The organism is Mycobacterium seoulense, from assembly GCF_010731595.1.
Lineage (GTDB): Bacteria > Actinomycetota > Actinomycetes > Mycobacteriales > Mycobacteriaceae > Mycobacterium > Mycobacterium seoulense.
Genome location: NZ_AP022582.1, coordinates 2,609,015 through 2,628,942, shown reverse-complemented (window position 1 = coordinate 2,628,942; position 19,928 = coordinate 2,609,015). Strand labels below are relative to the sequence as shown.

Genomic DNA, 19,928 nt, shown 5'->3' with positions numbered 1-19,928 from the left:
GGCACCGGAGCAGATCCTATATGAAATATGATATTCGACTGGCTGGGTGTCCCCGGCGCAAGAGCAGAGGGAGGCGGAATCAGGTGTCGTTGTTGACAGGGCAGACCGCGGTAATCACCGGCGGTGCTCAGGGACTGGGTCTGGCAATCGCGGAACGCTTTGTCGCCGAGGGGGCGCGAGTTGTGCTCGGCGACGTCAATCTCGAGGAAGCCCGGGTCGTGGCCAAGCAGTTGGGCGGCGATGACGTCGCGGTCGCGGTCCGATGCGATGTCACACAGGCGTCCGACGTCGAAACCCTGATCCAGACCGCCATCGAGCGGTTCGGCGGCCTGGACATCATGGTCAACAACGCCGGGATCACTCGTGACGCGACGATGCGCAAGATGACCGAGGAGCAATTCGATCAGGTCATCGCCGTCCACCTCAAGGGCACCTGGAACGGCACCCGGCTGGCCGCCGCCGTCATGCGGGAAAACAAACGGGGCGTCATCATCAACATGTCCTCGGTGTCGGGGAAGGTCGGCATGGTCGGCCAGACCAACTACTCGGCCGCCAAGGCCGGCATCGTCGGGATGACCAAGGCGGCCGCCAAGGAGCTGGCCTACCTGGGCATCCGGGTGAACGCGATCGCCCCTGGTTTGATCCGCTCCGCCATGACGGAGGCCATGCCGCAGCGCATTTGGGATTCGAAGGTTGCCGAGGTGCCGATGGGCAGGGCCGGCGAACCCAGCGAAGTCGCCAGCGTGGCGCTGTTCCTGGCTTCCGACCTGTCCTCGTACATGACCGGGACCGTCATGGAAATCACCGGCGGCCGGCATCTATGAGCGCGATGCGCGAGACCGTCATCTGTGAACCCGTACGGACCCCGATCGGCCGCTACGGCGGGATGTTCAAGTCGCTGACCGCCGTCGACCTGGGCGTCGCCGCCCTGAAGGGACTCCTCGAACGCACCGGAATCTCGCCCGCCGCGGTGCACGACGTCATCCTCGGCCACTGCTACCCCAGCAGCGAGGCGCCGGCGATCGGACGCGTGGTGGCATTGGATTCCGGCTTGCCCGTGACGGTAACCGGGATGCAGGTCGACCGCCGCTGCGGGTCCGGCCTGCAGGCGGTGATCCAGGCGAGCCTGCAGGTGGGCAACGGCGATCACGATCTCGTCATCGCCGGCGGCTGCGAGAGCATGAGCAACGTCGCTTTCTACTCCACCGACATGCGCTGGGGCGGAGCGCGAACCGGCGTTCGCGTGCACGACGGGCTGGCCCGGGGGCGCACCACCGCCGGTGGGCGTCACCACCCGGTGCCCGGCGGAATGCTGGAGACGGCCGAGAACCTGCGCCGCCAGTACGGCATCTCGCGTCTCGAGCAGGACGAGCTCGCCGTGCGGTCGCACCAGCGCGCGGTGGCCGCACAGAAGGACGGCATCTTGGCGGAGGAGATCATCCCGGTCGCGGTGCGCACCCGCCAGGGCGAGGAGCTCATCGACAGCGACGAGCATCCGCGCGCCGACACCTCGGTCGAGTCATTGAGCAAGCTCAAACCCGTGTTGTCTAGCGAGGATTCGGAGGCGACCGTAACGGCCGGCAATTCCAGCGGACAGAACGACGCGGCGTCGATGTGCGTGGTCACCACACCCGAGAAGGCCGCCGAATACGGCCTGACGCCGTTGGTCCGCCTGGTGTCGTGGGGGCTGGCGGGGGTGGCGCCCCACATCATGGGCATCGGGCCGGTGCCGGCGACCGAGGTCGCCCTGGCCAAGGCCGGCCTGCGGCTGGCCGAGATCGACGTCATCGAACTCAACGAAGCATTTGCCGCGCAAGCGCTCGCCGTGATGCGGGAATGGGATTTCGGCGCGGCCGACCACGAGCGGACCAACGTGCACGGATCGGGCATCTCCCTGGGCCACCCGGTCGGCGCGACGGGCGGGCGGATGCTGGCCACGCTGGCGCGCGAGCTGCACCGTCGCGAGGCGCGCTACGGGTTGGAGACCATGTGCATCGGCGGCGGCCAGGGCCTGGCGGCCGTGTTCGAGCGAGTCGGCCCGACATGACCGAACCCCTGGGCGGCCTCACCGTCGTCGAGGTGTCCAGCTTCGTCGCCGCCCCGCTGTGCGGCATGACGCTGAGTCAGCTTGGCGCGGAGGTGATTCGGATCGATCCGATCGGCGGAGCGTCCGACGTCCAGCGGTGGCCGCTGGCGGCGGACGGCACGTCGATCTACTGGACCGGGCTGAACAAGGGAAAGCGTTCGGCCACCGTTGATTTGCGATCAACCGAAGGGCAAGAGCTGGTCCAGCGCCTCATCGTCGAGGGGGACGGCGTGGTGGTGACCAACGCCGCCGGCCTGCCCTGGCTCAGCCACGACGTGTTGGCCGCCAAGCGTTCCGACGTCATCCACGTGCAGCTGCTCGGGCGTGGCGACGGGTCCACCGGGGTGGATTACACGGTCAACGCCGGCATTGGATTCCCGCTCGTCACCGGCCCCGCCGATCATGCCGGCCCGATCAACCACGTGTTGCCGGCCTGGGACGTTTGTTGCGGCCTGTACGCCGCGCTCGCCGTCATCACCGCCGTCCGCCGCCGTGACGAAAGCGGCACGGGCGCGCGGATCAGCCTGGCGCTCGAGGACGTCGCGCTGGCCACCGCCGGAAACCTCGGACTGTTGACCGAGCCGCAAGTCACCGGTACGCAACGGCAGCGACTGGGCAATTCCATCTACGGCCAATACGGGCAGGACTTCGTCAGCCGGGACGGCGCCCGGTTCATGGTTGTCACCCTCGCCCGCAGGCACTTTCGTGACTTGGTCGACGTGACGGGCACCGGGGCCGCGATCGCGGCGCTCGCCGACGCGCTGGGCGTCGACTTCGGTGCCGAGGGTGACCGCTACCGGTACCGGGACGCGCTGTCCGGGCTGTTCGCCACCTGGTTCGCCGATCACACCGCCGACGAGATCGCCGCCGCACTGTCGGGCACCACGGTGCTGTTCGAGCGCTACCGCACCTTCGCCGACGTCGCGGCGAGCCCTAAAGTGACCGCCAACCCGCTCTTTTCGCTGTTGCGCCAGGAGGGCCTGGGGGAGTACTTCGCCCCGGGCCTGCCGATCGTGTTCGATGGGGCCCACCCCGCCGGTGCGCCGGCGCCCGCACTGGGGCAAGACACCGCCGACATCCTCGAGCGGCGCCTGGGATTGACGACCGCCGACATCGAACGCCTCACCGACGCGAAGACCATCGCTTGCTGAGCAAGCCGGAACCGAAAGACCGCGCATGACCAAACTCGCCCAGACCCTCGGGTTGACCGAATTCCAGACCGAGATCATCGCCACCGTACGGCAATTCGTCGAGAAGGAAGTCATCCCGAACGCCGCGGAGCTGGAACGCGGCGACACCTACCCGCAGGACATCGTCGACCGGATGCGCGACATGGGCCTGTTCGGGCTGATGATTCCCCAGGAGTACGGCGGCCTGGGAGAGTCGCTTTTGACGTACGCGCTGTGCGTCGAGGAGTTGGCGCGCGGGTGGATGAGCGTGTCCGGGGTGCTCAACACCCACTTCATCGTGGCCTACATGCTGCGCCAGCACGGCACCGATCAGCAGAAGCAGCGGTTCCTGCCGCGGATGGCGACCGGCGAGTCGCGCGGCGCGTTTTCGATGTCGGAGCCGGAGCTGGGTTCCGACGTCGCCGCGATCCGTACTCGGGCGGTGCGCAATCCCGACGGCGACTACACCATCAACGGCCAGAAGATGTGGCTGACCAACGGCGCCACCTCTACGGTGGTGGCGGTTCTGGTGCGCACGGACGAAGGCGCCGACAAGCCGCACCGGAACCTGACCGCGTTCCTGGTCGAAAAGCCGGTCGGCTTCGGCGAAGTCGTTCCCGGGCTACAAATTCCGGGCAAGATCGACAAGCTGGGCTACAAGGGCATCGAAACGACGGAGATGATTTTCGACGGCTACCGGGCCAGCGCCGACGACATCCTCGGCGGCACGTCCGGACAGGGCTTCTTCCAGATGATGGACGGCATCGAGGTCGGCCGGGTCAACGTTTCGGCCCGGGCATGCGGCGTCGGCATCCGCGCCTTCGAGCTCGCGGTCCGCTACGCCCAACAGCGCCACACCTTTGGCAAGCCCATCGCGGAGCACCAGGCCATCGCCTTCCAGCTGGCCGAGATGGCCACCAAAGTCGAAGCGGCGCACCTGATGATGGTCAATGCGGCCAGGCTGAAGGACTCGGGGGAGCGCAACGACGTCGCCGCCGGGATGGCCAAATACCTGTGCAGTGAATACTGCACCGAGGTCACCCAGCAGAGTTTCCGGATCCACGGGGGCTACGGCTATTCGAAGGAATACGAGATCGAGCGGCTGATGCGCGACGCGCCGTTCCTGCTCATCGGCGAGGGCACGAGCGAAATTCAGAAGAACATCATCAGCAAGCGACTGCTCGCCGAGTACCAGGTGTAGCGATGACGGTTCCGGATTTCGCCGCGCGACCGCAACTGTCCGACGACGTCGCGGGCCTTATCCGCCAGCGGATCTTCGATGGCACCTACGTCGCGGGGTCCTACGTCCGCCTGGACCAATTGGCCGCCGAGCTGGGGATCAGCGTGACGCCGGTGCGGGAAGCGCTCTTTGCGCTGCGCGCGGAGGGGTTGATCGCCCAACAGCCGCGCCGGGGTTTCATGGTGTTGCCGGTAACCGGTCGCGATGTCACCGACGTCGCGAACGTTCAGGCGCACGTCGGTGGCGAGCTCGCGGCGCGGGCAGCCATCAACATCACCGATGACCAACTGCGCGAACTCAAACAGATCCAGGCGGAACTCGAAGATGCTTACGCCGGGGACGACGACGAGCGCACGGTGCGTCTCAATCACCAATTCCACCGGGCCATCAACGTCGCCGCGGACTCTCCGAAACTCGCCCAGTTGATGTCGCAGATCACCCGCTACGCACCCGAATCGGTGTTTCCCGCCATCCAAGGCTGGCCCGAACAGTCGATGAGGGACCACCGCCGGATCTTGTCCGCGCTGAAGAAGCGCGACGGGGAGCTCGCCCGCGCGGCGATGTCGCAACACCTTGCCGCGGGCGCCGTCCCGTTGATCGATCACCTCACCGCGCGCGGCGTCGTCGTCGGGAAGGACCCGGCGCCGGGCTGACTGTTGTCTGCAGCGCCCGGCTCGGCATAGGCTGCGTCGGAGGGGGCAACAACATAGAGCGAGGAAAAGTGCCCCGAACGATCCGCGCGTCGGCCCTACTCGTGTCGACTGTGACAGCCATCGCCCTTGCACCACCGGCCGTCGCCGACCCACTCGACCCGATCCCCGGCAACGGTGTGTTCGTCGTGGGTCCTGACATCGCACCGGGCCTCTACCACACGGGCGGATCCGGGTCGGCCTTCGGCGTCTGGATCAACAATGTGCCAACCCAGGACTCGATGTGCTCCTGGTTCACCTACAGCACGCCCGACGCGAACAAGGACCATGTGCTGCAGACGAACACGTCGATCGGCCCGATGTATGCGAACATCAACACATCGGTGAAGGCCTTCGAGTCGCAGAACTGTCAACCCTGGACGCGGGTCTCCTAAGTCTGATTCGCGGCGCGCAACATCTCCCGCAGCCGGGCGGTATCGACCTTGCCGGCGCCACCCCGCGGGACCTCGTCGTCGGAATCCAGCAGCAGCCACGCCGTCGGTACCTTGAACGCACTCAGCAGCTTTCGCGCGCACCGTGTCAGCGTCTCGGCGGACACGGCGGCGTCACACACCACCGCCGCGCCCACCCGCTGACCCGCCGTTCCCGGCACGTCGGTGACGAAGGCGCTGCGGACGCCATCGATGGTGCGCAGCGCCCGTTCGACCTCGCCGGGATAGACGGTGGCGCCGCTGACCTTGAACATGTCGTCAGAGCGCCCGTGGTAGAACAGGAACCCGTCCCCGTCGAGGTGGCCCAGGTCGCCGGTGGGGTAGAAGCCGTCGGCGGTGAAAACCTCTTCCCGGCTGCGACCGCAGATGCCGCGCAGCGTGTGCGGTCCCCGAATCTCGATCATGCCCACGGATCCGGCCGGGACAGGTTCGCCGCCGCCGGGATCGACGATGCGCACTTCCATGCCGCCGAACGGCTTCCCACAGCTGCCCCACGCGGTCTCGGGCATGTCGGTGTCGGCGGGGTAGCCGCAGTAGGGCCCGAACGCCTCCGTCATGCCGAACAGCGTGGCGCGGGCGCCGGGCTGGGCCCGCCGGTCGGGCGGGAGCAGGCCCTGCAGGCTCCCCGGGTGCAGTGCCGACAGGTCGGCACCGGCCGCGGCCGCGTGCCGCGCCAGCGTCTCGGCCTGGTCCGGCCAACCGCGAAACAGCGTCACCCGTTCGGTTTCCAGCAGCCGCAGCGTCGTCTCGGGCCGGGGTATCTCCTCGGTCACCAGGGTGGCGCCGGCCAACAGCGTGGACAGTATTCCGCTACCGAAGCCGCCGACCCAGAAGAACGGCATCGGTAGATACAGTCGGGTGTCGGCGGTGATGCAACGCGCCGCCAGGCCCGACCGCACGGCGCCCAGCGCGCTGCCGTGCGAATGCATGACTCCCTTGGGCGGCCCGCTGCTGCCGGAGGTGAACATGATCACCAACGGGTCGGCGGCCCTCACCGTCCCCGTCATGGCGTCGACGAGTCGGCGGGCCCGATCCCCGGCCGTCGCGGCGGCCAGCCGCTCGGCCGTCCAGACCTGGCGCAACGCGGGGAGCTCGGTCCGGGGCGGGAGGTCGTCGAGGTAACGGTGCCCCCGGAATTCCTCGACGCTGACCAGGAATTGCACCGCGGCGGCCCGCAGTTGCGCCGCCAGCTCCCGCGCCGCCAGCAGGGTGCTCAGCGGAACCAGCACGGCGCCCACGCGGGTCAGGGCGACGGCCACCTCGACCCAGCGGGCGCCGTTGGGCATGATCAGGCCGACACGGGTGCCCTTACCGACACCGGCTTCGACGAACACCGCGGCGAGATCCCTTGTCACGGCGTCGAGTTGGCGGTAACTGGTTCGCGACGTCGGGTCGATCACCATCGGCTTGTCCCCATAGCCCGCGGCGCGGGAACGCACGAGCTCGTCGATGGTGCCGCTGGCCGTCGAGTCAACCATCGAGGAGTTTCCTCAGACGTTGTGTGTCGACTTTGCCGCTGGAGAGCAACGGGAGTTGGGAGCGTGACACCGTGACAAAGCGCCGGGGGATCTTGTAGGCCGACAGTTCGGCCTTCAGCCGGTCGCGCAGCGCCGCCTCGTCGAAGGCGGCGCCTTCCGGCACCACCACGACCGCCGCGACCAGCTGTCCGCGCCGGGCATCGGGGACTCCCACGACGTGGGCCGTCAATCCGCCGGTCACCCTGGCGATCGCGCGTTCGACCTCATCCGCCGAGACGTTGGCGCCCGCCGTCTTGATCATCGTGTTGAGCCGACCGACGTAGTAGAAGAACCCGTCGGCGTCGGTGTGCACCAAATCGCCGCTGTGGAACCAGCCGTCTGCATCGAAGCACTCCTCGCGGCTACGTCCGTAGTAGCGCTGCATCACATAGGGTCCGCGGATGCACAGTTCACCGACCTCGCCGACGCAAACCTGCTCTCCGGTTTCGATGTCGATGACCTTGATGTCGAAGCCGGGTGCCGGCTTGCCGAACGACCCGCGCCGGTGGGCGGGCTGATCGGTTTCGTCGCCGCTGATCAGCACGACGCTGCCCGCTTCGGTCATGCCCAGCATGTTGTGCCGCAGCTCCGGATCCGCCGGTCGTACTTCGGGGGCCATAATCGGGTACAGGTTGCCCCGCCGCATCGATGACAAATCCCGGCGCGGGAAGCTCGGATGCTCGGCCAGATGAGCGATCCCGGCGCTGAAACCGTTGGTGACCGTGGGCCTTTCGGCCTCCAGCAGGTCGAGCGTCACACCGGCATCGCCGGCATTTGAGCACACCAGCGTCGACCCGGCGACCAAGGTGGCCAGCAGTCCGAACGCCAGACCGCCGATCCAGAAGAACGGCGAATTGCAGAACAGTTTGTCGCCGGCCGTCAAACCGCGGATCTTGTTGAGATTCCGCTGATGTCCGAGCAGCGCCGCGTGGGTGTGCACGACGCCCTTTGGGGCGCTGGTGGAACCCGACGTGTAGACGATGGCCAGCGGATCGCAGCCCTGGACATCCCCTTCGGTCGCCGCCAGCAGCTCGGGCGTCACGGTATCGGCCAGCCGGTAGAGCCGGTCGATGCCGCGCACGTGCCCAACCGCATCGGCGGGGTAGTCGATGCCGACGTGCCTCAGCTGCGGCACCGCCGGCGACAACACGCGGCCGTCCGATTCGAAGTCTGGATCGGACAGGAGCCCGGCCAGCCGCCGCGCATAGTCGTGGGTGCGGAAAGATGCTGCGCTCAACAGTATTTCGACGTCACTGTCGAGCAGCTGCTCGCGCAGCTCACGGGCCGTGGCGAACGTGGAGAAGGGGACCACCACGGCGCCGATGCGCGCCGCCGCCAGCATCGCTACGACGAACTCCGGACCGTTGGGGTAGAGCAGGCCCACATGGGTGCCCTTGCCCGCACCGACCGCGATCAGCCCGCGGGCGAGCGCGGCGGAGCGGGCCTCGGCTTCGCCATAACCGATGCGGCCGCCGTCGCAGACGAGCAATGGATGGTCTCCGCGCGAGTTGGCCTGGCGTGCCAGGACCCCGGCGACCGTGGCGGGGTCACCGCGCATGGTCGCTGTGGGCTGCGCCGAAGAAGCGCCGGACCGCGCCCAGATCGGCCTTGCCCGACGGTGTCCGGGGGATGGCGTCGACGATCGCGATCTCGGTCGGAATCTCATAGCGCGCCAGCCGCGTTCGCAGATATTCCACCAGTGCGTCGGATTCGGTGGAGCCTGGCTCGCGCAGTTCCACCATGGCGACCGGCGTCGCGCCGAGGCGCGGGTCGGAGCGACCGACCACCGCCGCGCCGGCCACCGCCCGGTGGCTTTCCAGGGCGGTGCGGATGTCGTCGGGCATCACCTTGAACCCGCCGCGGATGATCGCCTGGTCGGCCCGCCCGACGATCCAGACGAAGCCGTCCGCGTCGATGCGCGCCATGTCCGTGGTCCGCATCCACGGAGCCGCCGGCCCCAGCTGGCCCGGCTTGACTTCGAGCAGGCCGACCTGGTCGGGGCCGAGCGGCGAGCCATCGTCGCCGACCACCCGCAGCCGCGCACCGGGGTTGGCGCGGCCGACGCTGCCCCGTTTGGCGGCCCAATATCGTTGGTAGTCGGGCAGTGTCCAGCCCGCCACACCGCCACCGAACTCCGTTGCCGCGTAGGAGGTCAGGACGGGAATGCCGTACTTTGCGGTGAAGGCGTCGGCGTCCTCGGCCGTCAGGGGGGCCGTACCGCAGGTGACCGCGCGGATGCTCTGCAGATCGGCCTTCGGCACGTCGGAGTGCAACACCGTCCGCAGTGCCGCGGGTACCAGCGATACGGTTCGCGGCCGGTGCCTGCGCACCGCCTCCGTCCATGCGTTCAGTTCGAATCGCTCGAGGAGCGCGAACGGCCTTGCCTCGGCGACGCATTGCAGCACGCGGAACACGCCGCCGATGTGCACCAGCGGCGAGTTGACGATCGCGACTCCGCGCCGCAGCTCCGTGGGAGCCGGGGCACGGTCGGCGTCGACGCCCATCACACTGCGCGCGAGCATGTCGTAGCCGAGGTCGATTCGTTTGGGCGTTCCCGTGGTGCCGCTGGTCAGCATGCGTACCGCCACGCCGGGCCGCGGGTCGGCCTGCGGCGCGGGGGGAATCGTCGCGCAGCCCGGGCGGGGATCGTCCAGGGGACCCGAGATCTCGACCGCCATGGTCGCCGTCGTCGCGGGCACGAGTGCCGCCAGATCGGCGTCCTCCCCGATGATCAGCGGGAGCCGCAGCCCGGCGACGTCCGCCCGGGTGCGCTCGTCACCGCGAGACGGGTTGATGACGACGACGGTGCCGCCGCCCAGCAACACGCCGAGGAAGGCCGCCACGTGGCCGGGGCGGTTGCGCAGCAGCATCCCTGCTTGGGTACCTGCGGTGAGGCCGGCGATGCGCTGCGCGAGCGCGCTGACGCGAGCCCAGGAGATCCATTGGCCCGCATACTCGATGGCGTTCGCGTCCGGCTGCAGATCGAGGACACCGGCGATGCGTTGGCTCAGCGGATGCGGAGGCATCAGCGCCTCTTCGGAGTGCGCGCGGTGCCTTCGCCACCGGAATTCCTCTGGGCGGCAAGTTCGGCCGTGCCGAGCGGGTTGCCCAGCCGGGTATAGATCAGCCCCTGCTCCATGGCCGCGCGGTAGGGTTTGTCGAGCGACTCCCAGATCGCCTTCACCGTGCCCTGCGTCGCGGTCGGCGGCTTCGCGGCGATCGTCGCCGCAATCTCGTGCGCGTGGTCCCAGAGTCGCTCGGCGGGGACCACTTCCGACACCAACCCGATCCGTAACGCGGTGTCGGCGCTTACCCGCTCGTCGTTGCCCATCAGCGCGATGCGCAGCGTCTCGCCGAGACCGATGCGCCTCATCAGGCCGATCGGCTCCAGCGCGCAGACCAGGCCGGCCGACACGTGCGAGTCGAAAAACGTGGCGTCCTCCGAGCAGATGACGACGTCGGATTCATTGATGAAGTAGAACGCGCCCGCGGTGCACATGCCCCGAACAGCGCACACGACAGGCTTCCACATCTTCTGCCACTTGGGGCTGAGTGACTCACCGGGATCCTCGTGATTCCAGATGTTTTCGGGCTGCCCGTACGGCGTCTTCACGTCGAGACCGGCGCTGAACGCTCGGTCGCCGGCCGCCCGCAGCACCACCGCGTTGACCGAATCGTCGAGTTTGACCGCGCGCCAGGCTCGGGCCATCTCCTCACACATGGTGCGGTTGAACGCGTTCAGCTGTGCGGGCCGGTTCAGGGTGATGGTCGCGACCCGGTCGGTCGCGTCGACCTCGAGCAGGATGGTCTCGAACGTCATCGACATTGCCAATCGGGCTTGCGTTTCTCCACGAAGGCCTTGGGTCCTTCGGCCGCGTCATCGGTGCGCAATACGCGCTCGCGGAACGTTTCGGCCATGATCTCGGCTTCGTGCAACGGCACATTGAGACCCTTGATGATGGCCAGCCGAGTCCCCCGAACCGCCAGCGGCGCATTGGAGTTGACGATGTCGGCGATCTCGTGCGCCCGCTCGAGAAGCCGGTCGTGCTCGACGATTTCACTGATCAACCCGAGTTCGTAGGCGCGTTGTGCGCTCATCCGCTCGTGCTTTCCCATCAACGCCATCCGCAGGGCAATGGAGCGGGGCAGTACGCGCGACACCCGCACCATCTCGCGGCCGGCCACCAGCCCGATGCTCACATGCGGGTCGAAGAAAGTCGCTTGCTCCGAGGCGATCACGATGTCCGATGTGGTGACCCAGTCCATGCCGGCGCCGCAGCACAACCCGTTGACCGCGGCGAGCACCGGCTTGGCGGCCGAGCGAAAGGGGGGAGTGCCCTCCTGCGGCGCCTCCCATTGGTCGTAGGTCGACAGGTACGGGCGTTCGTAGACGACCTTGCCGTCTTCGGGGATGGCCTTGACGTCGGCCCCCGTGCAGAACGCGCGACCGGTGCCGGTCACGATGGTCAGCCAGACCTTGTCGTCGTTCTCGGCCTCGTCGTACGCGGCCCGCAATTCGGTGATCATGTGCGGGCTGAGCGCGTTGAGGGCGTCCGGCCGGTTCAGCGTGATAGTGGCGGTATGCCCGTCGACGTCGTAGTTGATGGTGTCGAACGAGTCAGTAGGCATCCTGCTCCCTCATCGGCCCTGAAATTTCGCCGCGCGTCGCTGCCGGAAGGCGTCCAGGCCTTCCTTGAAATCTGCTGTTCGGCAGGCTAGTTCGAGATTGAACAGCTCCTGGGTCATGGATTGGCTCAGGGTCGCGTGCTGGCCGAAGCTCAGTGCCTGCTTGGCCAGGCCGATCGCCGCCGTCGGCCCGGACGCGAGCCGCTCGAGCAACTCCTCGGCGGCGTCGTCAAGGTCAGCGGGGCTCACGGCCTGGTGGATCAATCCCCAGTCGGCCGCATCCGGCGCGTTGACCTTCTCGCCCAGCAGCAGCATTCGCCTGGCCCGCGCCAGGCCGACCAGCCGGGGCAGCAGCCAGGTGGCTCCCGAATCGGGGCTGAAGCCCCGCTCCACGAAGGGCTCCCAGAACACGGCGTCGGTAGCGGCGAGGGTGAAGTCGGCTGCCAGCGCGAGGTTGCAGCCGAAGCCCGCGGCCCATCCTCGCACGCTGCAGAGCACGGGGAGTTGGATGCTCGCGACGAGCTCGATCACGCGGTGAGCGGCATGGGGGATCCGCCGGACCAGATCACCGGCGCGGGGGCGCTGCCTGTCGTTGGCGGCGACCCAGTCGACTCCGGCGCAGAAGTCATCGCCGCCCCGGATGTGCACGGCCCGTAGCGAATCGTCGGTGGCGGCATCGGTCAACGCGTCGACCAGCGCCTCAATCATCGCCTGGCTCAACGAGTTACGCCGGGACGGGCGGTCGAGTGTCACCCGCAACACCGCACCGTCGCGGTGCGCTGTCACCGAACCTTCGGCACCGGCCGCATCGGCCCCCTGACTCACCGTCGAATCCGGCCTTTCTGCCGATACGGTTACCCATACAGTAGGCAATACGATTGATACGCTGTATAAGTTAGCAGGGTACGCTGCCGCCGGAAATAGCCGGGCCGGAACCCGAGCGAAAAGAGAGATGCATGGCCTTGCAGGAGGGGCGGGCCGAGGGACGGGCCGAACCCGGGTCCGCGCGCGCCGCCGACGCCAGATTCGGCGAGCGGCCCCTCGCCCAGACCATGGCGGCCGCGGCCGCGATGCGGCGGATGAGTTCACTGCTGCTGGCACTCGAACATCCCCATCCCACGGTCGACGCCATGGTGGAGAAGTTCGCCGAGTGGGAGCGCGAGCTGGCCGCCGCGGCGCCGGCGGACACCTCACCGCGAATCGGCGATGCCCCCGACGATCCCCGGCGCGTCTATCTCGACCACGCGACCGACATCGGCGCCTACAACCCGTGTTTTCCCGAGTACCGGTTCGATGACCTCGACGCCGACAAGGCGACCGGGCGAGTCAACTTCCCGCTGGTCTACGAGGGTCCTCCGGGATTGGTGCACGGCGGCTTTCTGGGCGTCTTCTTCGACTGCGTGATCCAGCACCACAATTGCGTCACGGGCCTTTCCGGCAAGACGCGGTCGCTGGTCGTGACGTTCCGCCGACCGACGCCATTGCTGACCGAGCTGCGGTTCGACATCGCCCGCTCACAGATCGAACGCGGGATCGCGTCGACCGCCCGACTGCTGCTCGACGACGAAGTGCTCTGCACCGGCGAGGTGAACACCTTGGCGTCACCGCCGCAAGAGCTGGCCGCGTTTCAATTCGGCAGGCGGCGAGAGGAGTCCGATACATGACAGATCCGAACGGCCCGGACGATCGCGTGCTCTTCGATGTCGATCGCGACCGCCGCATCGCGACGATCACGCTGAACAATCCGGCGCAACGCAACTCCTACGACGCCCCGATGCGCGAGGCCGTGGCTCGCTGCCTGGACCGCGTGGCCGATGACGACGACCTGACGGTGGTGCTGCTTCGCGGTGCCGGCGGCGTGTTTTCCACCGGGGCCGACATGAACAACGCCTATGGCTGGTACGGCAGTCAGGGCCAAGCGGACGGCGACGACGCGCCGGCCAAGCGCCGACCGAGTCAGCGCCGTCGACTCACGGTGGACCGCAAGTCGTTTGGCTTCTACCACAACTTCATGGGCTTCCCGAAGGTCACGGTCGGCGAGATCGCCGGCTATGCGCTCGGTGGGGGCTTCGAGCTGGCGCTGATGACCGATATCTCGGTGATCGCGCGGGACACCAAGGTCGGCATGCCGGCGACCCGCTTCCTGGGCCCGGCGCTCGGCAGCCTGCACATGTTCTTCCACCGGCTCGGGCCGGTGCTGGCCCGGCGCCTGCTACTGACCGGTGACATCGTCGAGGCCGGCGAGCTCGAACATCTCGGAATATTCACCGACACATGCGATTCCGCCGCTGTCCCGGGCCGGGCGCGGTATTGGGCCGAGAAGGCGGCGAAGATGCCCGCAGACGGGGTGGTCATCGCCAAGGAGGCGTTCCGCCTCGTCGAACAGAGTCAGGCATACCAGGGTGAGGAAGTCGCCAGCTACCTCTTCCACGCCTTCGGAACCAACCTGCAATTCGGGCCGGGCGAGTTCAACTTCGTCAAGACCCGCGCGCAGCATGGGACCAAGGAAGCGTTCCGGCTCCGCGACGAGTACTTCCAGGTGCCGGAACCCGAGTAATCCGGTTCGACGTCGGGCTAGCGCGCGGCCGGGGCCTTGGTGCGCGCCCGCGGCCCAGGCGCCTTGGTGGCCTTGCGTTGCCGTGACGGCGCCGGCTTGCCGCTTTTCGATCCCCGGCCCTCCTCGATCAAGCGGCCGGCGTGATCGAGGATGCAGCCGAGGCCGTACTCGAAGTTGGTTTCGTCCGGGGCGCCGATCCGGTGACCGATCCGGCTCACCTGAGCCAGCAAGGGCGTCTTCTCGGGATCGATGGCGACGGCGTCCTCGATCGCGCGGGCGCCCTCGTCGGAGGATTGGTTCTTTTCGTACAGCCGCTGCAGCACCACCGAGCCGCGGACGTGTACCGAAACAGCCGAGTACGTGTCGAAGGCATCCTCCGGCGACAGGCCCGCCTCGACCAGATTGGCGATGGCCTTCTCCATCTCCTCGGCGCCCAGCCGCGCCGCCTTCGGGCTGAGCGCGGCGCGAATCAGAATCAGGTCGCACAGAATTGGATTGCCCATGAACGTCTTACGCATCAGGCGCGCATGGTTGGCCAATGTCTCGCGCCAGTCGCTGGCCTGGACGTAGGGGGTGGCGAACACGTACTTGCTCAATGCGCGGTCCGTCATCGCGTTGAGCAGGTCGTCTTTCTTGCGGAAGTACCAGTAGATGCTGGTGACGCCGACGCCGAGGTGTTTGCCCAGCAGCGGCATGCTCAAATTGTCGATCGATACTTGCTCAGCGAGTTCGAATGCGCCACTGATGATGTCATCGGGATTGATGGATCCGCGCTCGCGTCGTTGACGCTTATCGGCGGTAGCCTGCTTTGCCATTACGGGCACCTCCATCACGATGTATCCTGTGCATGCGGTCGAAGAGCCCCACCGACTCACCTGCGCATCCGTTGGCGTGTCGCCGCCCGACGGTGACCGTCAACGCGGCTTTCGTGCAATTTTCCATCTGCTACTGTAATACCTATCGTAGGCTTTTTGGTAACGAAGGCTGGACGGGCGAAGATGACCGGGCACAAGCCATTCACCGAGTCACCCGATGAGCCACGGGAATTGCCATGGATTTAGGCCTGGCGAATGCCGCGACGGTGGTGGTCGGTGGTAGCCGAGGCATGGGTTTGGCCGCGGCCCGTTGCCTCGCCGACGAGGGTGCCCGGGTTGCGGTGGTCGGCCGCAGTCGCGACGCGCTCGACTCCGCGGTCGCGGATGTGACGGGGCGCGGTAGCCCGGATGCTGTCGGGCTCGTCGCGGACGTCGCCGACCCCGGACAGGTTGAGGAGGCATTCGCCGACCTCGCCGGGCGATGGGGCGGCGAACTCAACGTCCTCGTCAATACGGTCGGGCCGGGCGCGGCCGGCACGTTCGAGGATTTGACCGATGAGCAGTGGCGCCAAGCCGTCGAAGACGGGGTGATGGGCATGGTGCGCTGCGTACGCGCCGCGCTTCCCTTGCTGCGCAAGGCGCAATGGGCGCGGATCGTCAACTTCTCTGCGCACTCGACCCAGCGGCAGAGCGTCATGCTGCCCGCCTACACGGCGGCCAAGTCGATGTTGACGAGCGTCTCCAAGAACCTGTCCCTGTTGCTGGCGAAGGACGAGATCTTGGTCAACGTGGTGTCGCCCGGCAGCATCGCGTCCGAGTCGCTGGTTGGTTGGGCGAAGTCGGTGGGTGTCGACGGCGGCGACCCCTACGCGCTGATGGAGGCCATTGCCAAGCACTTTGGCCATCCGGCGCACATGCCGCGGGCGGGACTGCCGGAGGAGATCGGGCCGGTGGTCGCGTTCCTGGCGTCGCGGCGCAACTCTTACATGACGGGGGCCAACATCAACGTCGACGGGGGTTCGGACTTCATCTGACTGCCCGGATCGAAGAAGTCGGCTGAGAAAGAAAGGAGGTCGCTGTGGCCACGGCAAGTGAGGCCCGCGCCTGGGCGCGCGGGGCGTTGCGCGGAATCGGCGACTCGCTCTACACCCCGTTTTGCGGGCCGGACGGCGACGACATCGACTGGGAGGCATACCGGACCTTGGTCCGCTACTGCGTCGGCGACCTCGGGCACCCGATGCTGTGGTGCACCAGTGGCCTCTCCGAATTCTGGTCGTTGACCATCGAAGAGCGAAAACGCTTGCTGGAGGTGGCGATTGAGGAAGGGCGCGCCGCCAATCCCGATGTTGTCGTGCAGGCCTGCACGGCGGCGATCACGGCGAAGGACTGCCTGGAATTGACGCTGCACGCCCAGGAGGCGGGCGCCGACATCGTCTACATCCAGACGCCGATGATGGAGGTGCACGGCGGCGACGGGGTGCTGCGATTTTTCAAATACATCGCCGCGCGCACCGACATCGCGCTGGGGATGTTCAACTCGCCGTCGTCGGGTTACGTGCTGACCGCTGCGGAAAGCGCACGGATCTACGACGAGGTGCCCGCGGTGTGCGCCACCAAGGAAGGCGCCTTCCGGCCGGCGAGCAGCCGGATGTTGCACCAGCTGGCGCCCGGTCTGGTGCTGTGGGAATGTGACAAGACCGTGTATCGCGCCGGTTGGCTGCGTGACGGGATCGTCTGCCCGGCGCAACTGGGTACCGCGGGCTACCTGTTCGAGACTCCACAGCGGCGCTTGTTTTCCCACTACTGGGATTTGGTGCAAAGCGACAAGCTGCTCGAGGCGATGGACTTCGGCCGTGAGTCGGGCCTGGACCAGTTCGACCTCGACGTCGGATCCTGGTGGACGTGCTACCCGGGACGGCCGGATTACTTCACCCACTGGGGTGGCGCGTTCAAGTACGCCGCCTCGCTTCTGGGGTTACCGATCGGCGATTATCCGCATTCCCGGCCTCCGCAGGCGGAGTTGCCGCCGGAGGCCAAGTCGCAGATCGAGGAGGCCTATCGCCGGCTGGGGCTCATCGGCACCTCGCGAGCGCCAAACCGACCGTGAGACAGGCTGATACGCATAGCGAAAGGCCCGGCCACCGAGGTGACCGGGCCGCTCGCCAACGGGTTACTGCTCGGCCTTCTCGCGCGCCTCGGCGGCTTTGGCCTTGCCGCGGGCCTTCTCGGCCGCGGCTTCCTTCTTCGCCGCGCTGCGCTGCGCGTCGGCCTTGTCCTGCTGAGCCTGGCCCTCGTTGACCAGATCGTTGCGGCCGATGATCGTGCCGACGATCTCCTTGGCCTTGCCGAAGACAGCCTCGACGATGCCCTGGATCAACTCGATCGGGCCGCTCTTTGCGTCAACCATGCGTTTCCCCTCCCTCTAGTGGGTATCTGTGTTGGCTTTCCCTCTTTGGCGGTCGGAGGAAACGTGATCCCGGCGTGGCGCTCGCCACAGACATGGCCTCAGGCCGGACGATCCGCCGTCCCCGACCGCTGTCGATGGTGCGGTTCAGCAGGCCGAAACTCCCTGTTCGGCGGGGTTCGAGGCGGCCTGGCGGTGGTTGTGGAAAACGGTACCGATAGGTATACAGTATGCGTACAAACAATCGCGGAATCCGGTAGGAATCTTGAGGAGGTGCCGGGGGAGATGTCGGGCGGCGACGGCGCTTCCGGGGACGCAGTGCTCTACGAGGCCACCGCCAGCGGCGTCGCGATCCTGACCTTCAACCGTCCGGACCGCCTCAACGCCTGGGGGCCGGACATCGCCGCCGGTTTCTACTCCGTGATAGACCGCGCCGAACGGGACCCGGACATCCGGGTGATCGTGCTGACCGGACGCGGCAAGGGTTTCTGCGCCGGCGCGTATCTTGGCACGCCGAATTCCGCTCCCAGCTACGGCGACACGATGGAGAAGGCGAGTCGAACCGACCTCGCCGACTTGGTCGGGGACCGCCCCCCGCATTTCGTGACCACGTTGCGCAAGCCCGTCATCGCGGCGATCAACGGCGCCTGCGTCGGCATCGGCCTGACCCAGGCACTCATGTGCGACGTCCGGTTCGCGGCCGCCGGCGCCAAGTTCGCCGCGGTGTTCGCCCGTCGCGGACTGATCGCCGAGTTCGGCATCTCCTGGATCCTGCCGCGACTCACCACGTGGGGCGTCGCCCTGGATCTGTTGTTGAGTGGCCGTACCTTCCTCGCCGAGGAGGCGGCCGAGCTCGGCCTCGTCAAGGAAGTGGTTGCGCCCCAGGATCTGATGAAGCGCGCGCTGGACTACGCCGAAGACATTGCTCGCAACTGTTCGCCGGCGTCCATGGAAGTGATCAAGAGGCAGGTGTACGGCGACGCCACCCGCGACGTCGCTGACGCCACGTCGCGTGCCGAGGTCCTGCTGCACGAGGCGATGCCGCGGCCGGACGTCATCGAAGGCATCACCAGCTTCCTCGAGAAGCGGCCCCCGCAGTTCCCCTCGCTCGACCCCACCGACGCTTAGTGTTCGCCGGTAATGCCCGGAAAGGATGATCATGGCCACATTGGGTTACAAGGCGATCGACGTCGATAACCACTACTACGAACCGCTGGACGCGTTCACCCGCCACCTGGACAAGAAGTTCAAGAGGCGAGGCGTGCAGATGCTCAACGACGGCAAGCGCACGTGGGCCGTGATCGGTGACCGGGTCAACCACTTCATCCCCAACCCGACCTTCGACCCGATCATCGTGCCGGGCTGCCTGGACCTGTTGTTCCGCGGCGAGATCCCCGAGGGCGTCGACCCCGCCTCGCTGATGAAAGTCGAGCGGCTGGCCGACCACCCCGAGTACCAGAACCGCGACGCGCGGGTTGCGGTGATGGACACTCAGGACATCGAAACGGCGTTCATGCTGCCGACTTTCGCGTGCGGTGTCGAGGAGGCGCTCAAACACGACATCGAGGCGACGATGGCGTCGCTGCACGCATTCAACCTGTGGCTGGACGAGGATTGGGGCTTCGACCGGCCCGATCACCGGATCGTTGCCGCGCCGATCATCTCGCTGGCGGATCCGGCCAAGGCGCTCGAAGAGGTGGACTTCGTGTTGGCGCGAGGCGCCAAGCTGGTGCTGGTGCGGCCGGCGCCGGTGCCCGGTGTCGTCAAGCCGAGGTCGCTGGGCGACCCGAGCCATGACCCGGTGTGGGCGCGGCTGGCCGAGGCGGGGGTACCGGTGGGCTTCCACCTCAGCGACAGTGGGTATCTGCACATCGCGGCGCAGTGGGGCGGCAAGGCGACCTTCGAGGGTTTCGGCGAAAAGGATCCACTGGACCAGGTTCTCCTCGACGACCGTGCCATCCACGACACGATGGCCTCGATGATCGTGCACGGGGTGTTCACCCGCCACCCGACGCTCAGGGCGGTCAGCATCGAGAACGGCTCCTACTTCGTGCATCGGCTGATCAAACGGCTGAAGAAGGTGGCCAACAACTACCCGCGCCATTTCCCCGAAGATCCGGTGGAACAGTTGCGCAACAACGTGTGGATCGCTCCCTACTACGAGGACGATCTGCCCGAGCTGGCCACCGTCATCGGCATCGACAAGATCCTGTTCGGGTCCGACTGGCCGCACGGCGAAGGTCTCGAGACGCCGGTGTCCTTCGCAGCTGAACTCGACGGCTTCAGCGAATCCGACATCCGTAAAGTCATGCGCGACAACGCCCTCGACCTGCTCGGCGTACCGGTCCCGTCGACCGTATAGCCGCTGGCGCC

General features: G+C 67.2%; 20 protein-coding genes. 12 read left to right on the top strand and 8 right to left on the bottom strand.

Translation table 11 applies throughout. The features are described from left to right. Nucleotides 1-20: 20 nt before the first annotated feature. The 6 genes from fabG to G6N37_RS11965 all read left to right on the top strand — a co-directional run bounded on the left by fabG (nucleotide 21) and on the right by G6N37_RS11965 (nucleotide 5,579). A complete protein-coding gene (gene fabG / locus G6N37_RS11990; protein ID WP_232075437.1) occupies nucleotides 21-824 on the top strand; it encodes a 3-oxoacyl-ACP reductase FabG in 804 nt (267 codons plus the stop codon). Next, entirely contained in the window at nucleotides 821-2,047 is a 1,227-nt protein-coding gene (locus G6N37_RS11985) for an acetyl-CoA C-acetyltransferase (RefSeq protein ID WP_163680409.1), read from the top strand. Before fabG ends, G6N37_RS11985 begins: the two co-directional genes overlap by 4 nt. Continuing rightward, the gene (locus G6N37_RS11980) at nucleotides 2,044-3,237 is read left to right on the top strand and encodes a CoA transferase (RefSeq protein WP_163680406.1); all 1,194 of its coding nucleotides are present in this window, start codon (nucleotides 2,044-2,046) and stop codon (nucleotides 3,235-3,237) included. Before G6N37_RS11985 ends, G6N37_RS11980 begins: the two co-directional genes overlap by 4 nt. Nucleotides 3,238-3,262: 25 nt before the next feature. Next, complete coding sequence (locus G6N37_RS11975; RefSeq protein WP_163680403.1) at nucleotides 3,263-4,456, top strand: acyl-CoA dehydrogenase family protein; 1,194 nt, start codon at nucleotides 3,263-3,265, stop codon at nucleotides 4,454-4,456. A gap of 2 nt (nucleotides 4,457-4,458) precedes the next feature. Continuing rightward, nucleotides 4,459-5,148, top strand: coding sequence for a GntR family transcriptional regulator (locus G6N37_RS11970; RefSeq protein WP_163680401.1), 690 nt, complete (start codon nucleotides 4,459-4,461; stop codon nucleotides 5,146-5,148). Nucleotides 5,149-5,216: 68 nt separating this feature from the next. Beyond that, the gene (locus tag G6N37_RS11965; RefSeq protein WP_163680397.1) at nucleotides 5,217-5,579 is read left to right on the top strand and encodes a hypothetical protein; all 363 of its coding nucleotides are present in this window, start codon (nucleotides 5,217-5,219) and stop codon (nucleotides 5,577-5,579) included. Here G6N37_RS11965 and G6N37_RS11960 read toward each other — a convergent pair. Genes G6N37_RS11960 through G6N37_RS11935 form a run of 6 tightly spaced genes read right to left on the bottom strand, consistent with a single transcriptional unit; the run spans nucleotide 5,576 to nucleotide 12,604 of the window. Beyond that, entirely contained in the window at nucleotides 5,576-7,114 is a 1,539-nt protein-coding gene (locus tag G6N37_RS11960; protein ID WP_163680394.1) for a class I adenylate-forming enzyme family protein, read from the bottom strand. The genes G6N37_RS11965 and G6N37_RS11960 overlap by 4 nt on opposite strands. Beyond that, the gene (locus G6N37_RS11955) at nucleotides 7,107-8,711 is read right to left on the bottom strand and encodes a class I adenylate-forming enzyme family protein (RefSeq protein ID WP_163680391.1); all 1,605 of its coding nucleotides are present in this window, start codon (nucleotides 8,709-8,711) and stop codon (nucleotides 7,107-7,109) included. Before G6N37_RS11955 ends, G6N37_RS11960 begins: the two co-directional genes overlap by 8 nt. Then, the gene (locus G6N37_RS11950) at nucleotides 8,701-10,179 is read right to left on the bottom strand and encodes a class I adenylate-forming enzyme family protein (protein WP_163680388.1); all 1,479 of its coding nucleotides are present in this window, start codon (nucleotides 10,177-10,179) and stop codon (nucleotides 8,701-8,703) included. Before G6N37_RS11950 ends, G6N37_RS11955 begins: the two co-directional genes overlap by 11 nt. Beyond that, nucleotides 10,179-10,979: an enoyl-CoA hydratase/isomerase family protein gene (locus G6N37_RS11945; RefSeq protein WP_174813819.1), complete on the bottom strand. Its 801-nt coding sequence runs from the start codon at nucleotides 10,977-10,979 to the stop codon at nucleotides 10,179-10,181. The genes G6N37_RS11950 and G6N37_RS11945 overlap by 1 nt, the downstream gene beginning before the upstream one ends. Beyond that, nucleotides 10,970-11,782, bottom strand: a complete 813-nt coding sequence (locus G6N37_RS11940) for an enoyl-CoA hydratase/isomerase family protein (RefSeq protein WP_163680382.1) — start codon at nucleotides 11,780-11,782, stop codon at nucleotides 10,970-10,972. The genes G6N37_RS11945 and G6N37_RS11940 overlap by 10 nt, the downstream gene beginning before the upstream one ends. A gap of 9 nt (nucleotides 11,783-11,791) precedes the next feature. Then, complete coding sequence (locus G6N37_RS11935) at nucleotides 11,792-12,604, bottom strand: enoyl-CoA hydratase/isomerase family protein (protein WP_163680379.1); 813 nt, start codon at nucleotides 12,602-12,604, stop codon at nucleotides 11,792-11,794. 131 nt (nucleotides 12,605-12,735) lie between these two features. On the opposite strand from G6N37_RS11935, the gene G6N37_RS11930 reads away from it, so the two are divergent. Both G6N37_RS11930 and G6N37_RS11925 read left to right on the top strand, forming a co-directional pair. Next, entirely contained in the window at nucleotides 12,736-13,443 is a 708-nt protein-coding gene (locus tag G6N37_RS11930; protein ID WP_163680376.1) for a hotdog family protein, read from the top strand. Beyond that, nucleotides 13,440-14,336, top strand: a complete 897-nt coding sequence (locus G6N37_RS11925; RefSeq protein ID WP_163680373.1) for an enoyl-CoA hydratase/isomerase family protein — start codon at nucleotides 13,440-13,442, stop codon at nucleotides 14,334-14,336. Before G6N37_RS11930 ends, G6N37_RS11925 begins: the two co-directional genes overlap by 4 nt. 17 nt (nucleotides 14,337-14,353) lie before the next feature. On the opposite strand, the gene G6N37_RS11920 is transcribed toward G6N37_RS11925, so the two are convergent. Continuing rightward, nucleotides 14,354-15,151, bottom strand: a complete 798-nt coding sequence (locus G6N37_RS11920) for a TetR/AcrR family transcriptional regulator (RefSeq protein ID WP_174813818.1) — start codon at nucleotides 15,149-15,151, stop codon at nucleotides 14,354-14,356. A 236-nt stretch (nucleotides 15,152-15,387) separates the two neighbouring features. Here G6N37_RS11920 and G6N37_RS11915 point away from each other — a divergent pair, with 236 nt between their 5' ends. After that, nucleotides 15,388-16,185 carry an SDR family NAD(P)-dependent oxidoreductase gene (locus G6N37_RS11915; RefSeq protein WP_163680365.1) on the top strand — a complete coding sequence of 266 codons (798 nt, stop codon included), beginning with the start codon at nucleotides 15,388-15,390 and terminating at the stop codon, nucleotides 16,183-16,185. Between the two features lie 44 nt (nucleotides 16,186-16,229). Beyond that, nucleotides 16,230-17,258, top strand: a complete 1,029-nt coding sequence (locus G6N37_RS11910) for a dihydrodipicolinate synthase family protein (protein WP_163680361.1) — start codon at nucleotides 16,230-16,232, stop codon at nucleotides 17,256-17,258. Nucleotides 17,259-17,321: 63 nt separating this feature from the next. Here the strand turns inward: G6N37_RS11910 and mbp1 are convergent, their stop codons facing one another. Beyond that, on the bottom strand, nucleotides 17,322-17,558 hold the full coding sequence (mbp1, locus tag G6N37_RS11905) for a microaggregate-binding protein 1 (RefSeq protein ID WP_163680359.1): 237 nt from the start codon (nucleotides 17,556-17,558) through the stop codon (nucleotides 17,322-17,324). A gap of 282 nt (nucleotides 17,559-17,840) precedes the next feature. Between mbp1 and G6N37_RS11900 the strand changes: the two genes are divergently transcribed. Further along, entirely contained in the window at nucleotides 17,841-18,683 is an 843-nt protein-coding gene (locus tag G6N37_RS11900) for an enoyl-CoA hydratase (RefSeq protein ID WP_163680355.1), read from the top strand. A gap of 31 nt (nucleotides 18,684-18,714) precedes the next feature. Next, complete coding sequence (locus tag G6N37_RS11895; protein ID WP_163680352.1) at nucleotides 18,715-19,917, top strand: amidohydrolase family protein; 1,203 nt, start codon at nucleotides 18,715-18,717, stop codon at nucleotides 19,915-19,917. The last annotated feature ends 11 nt before the right edge of the window (nucleotides 19,918-19,928 follow it).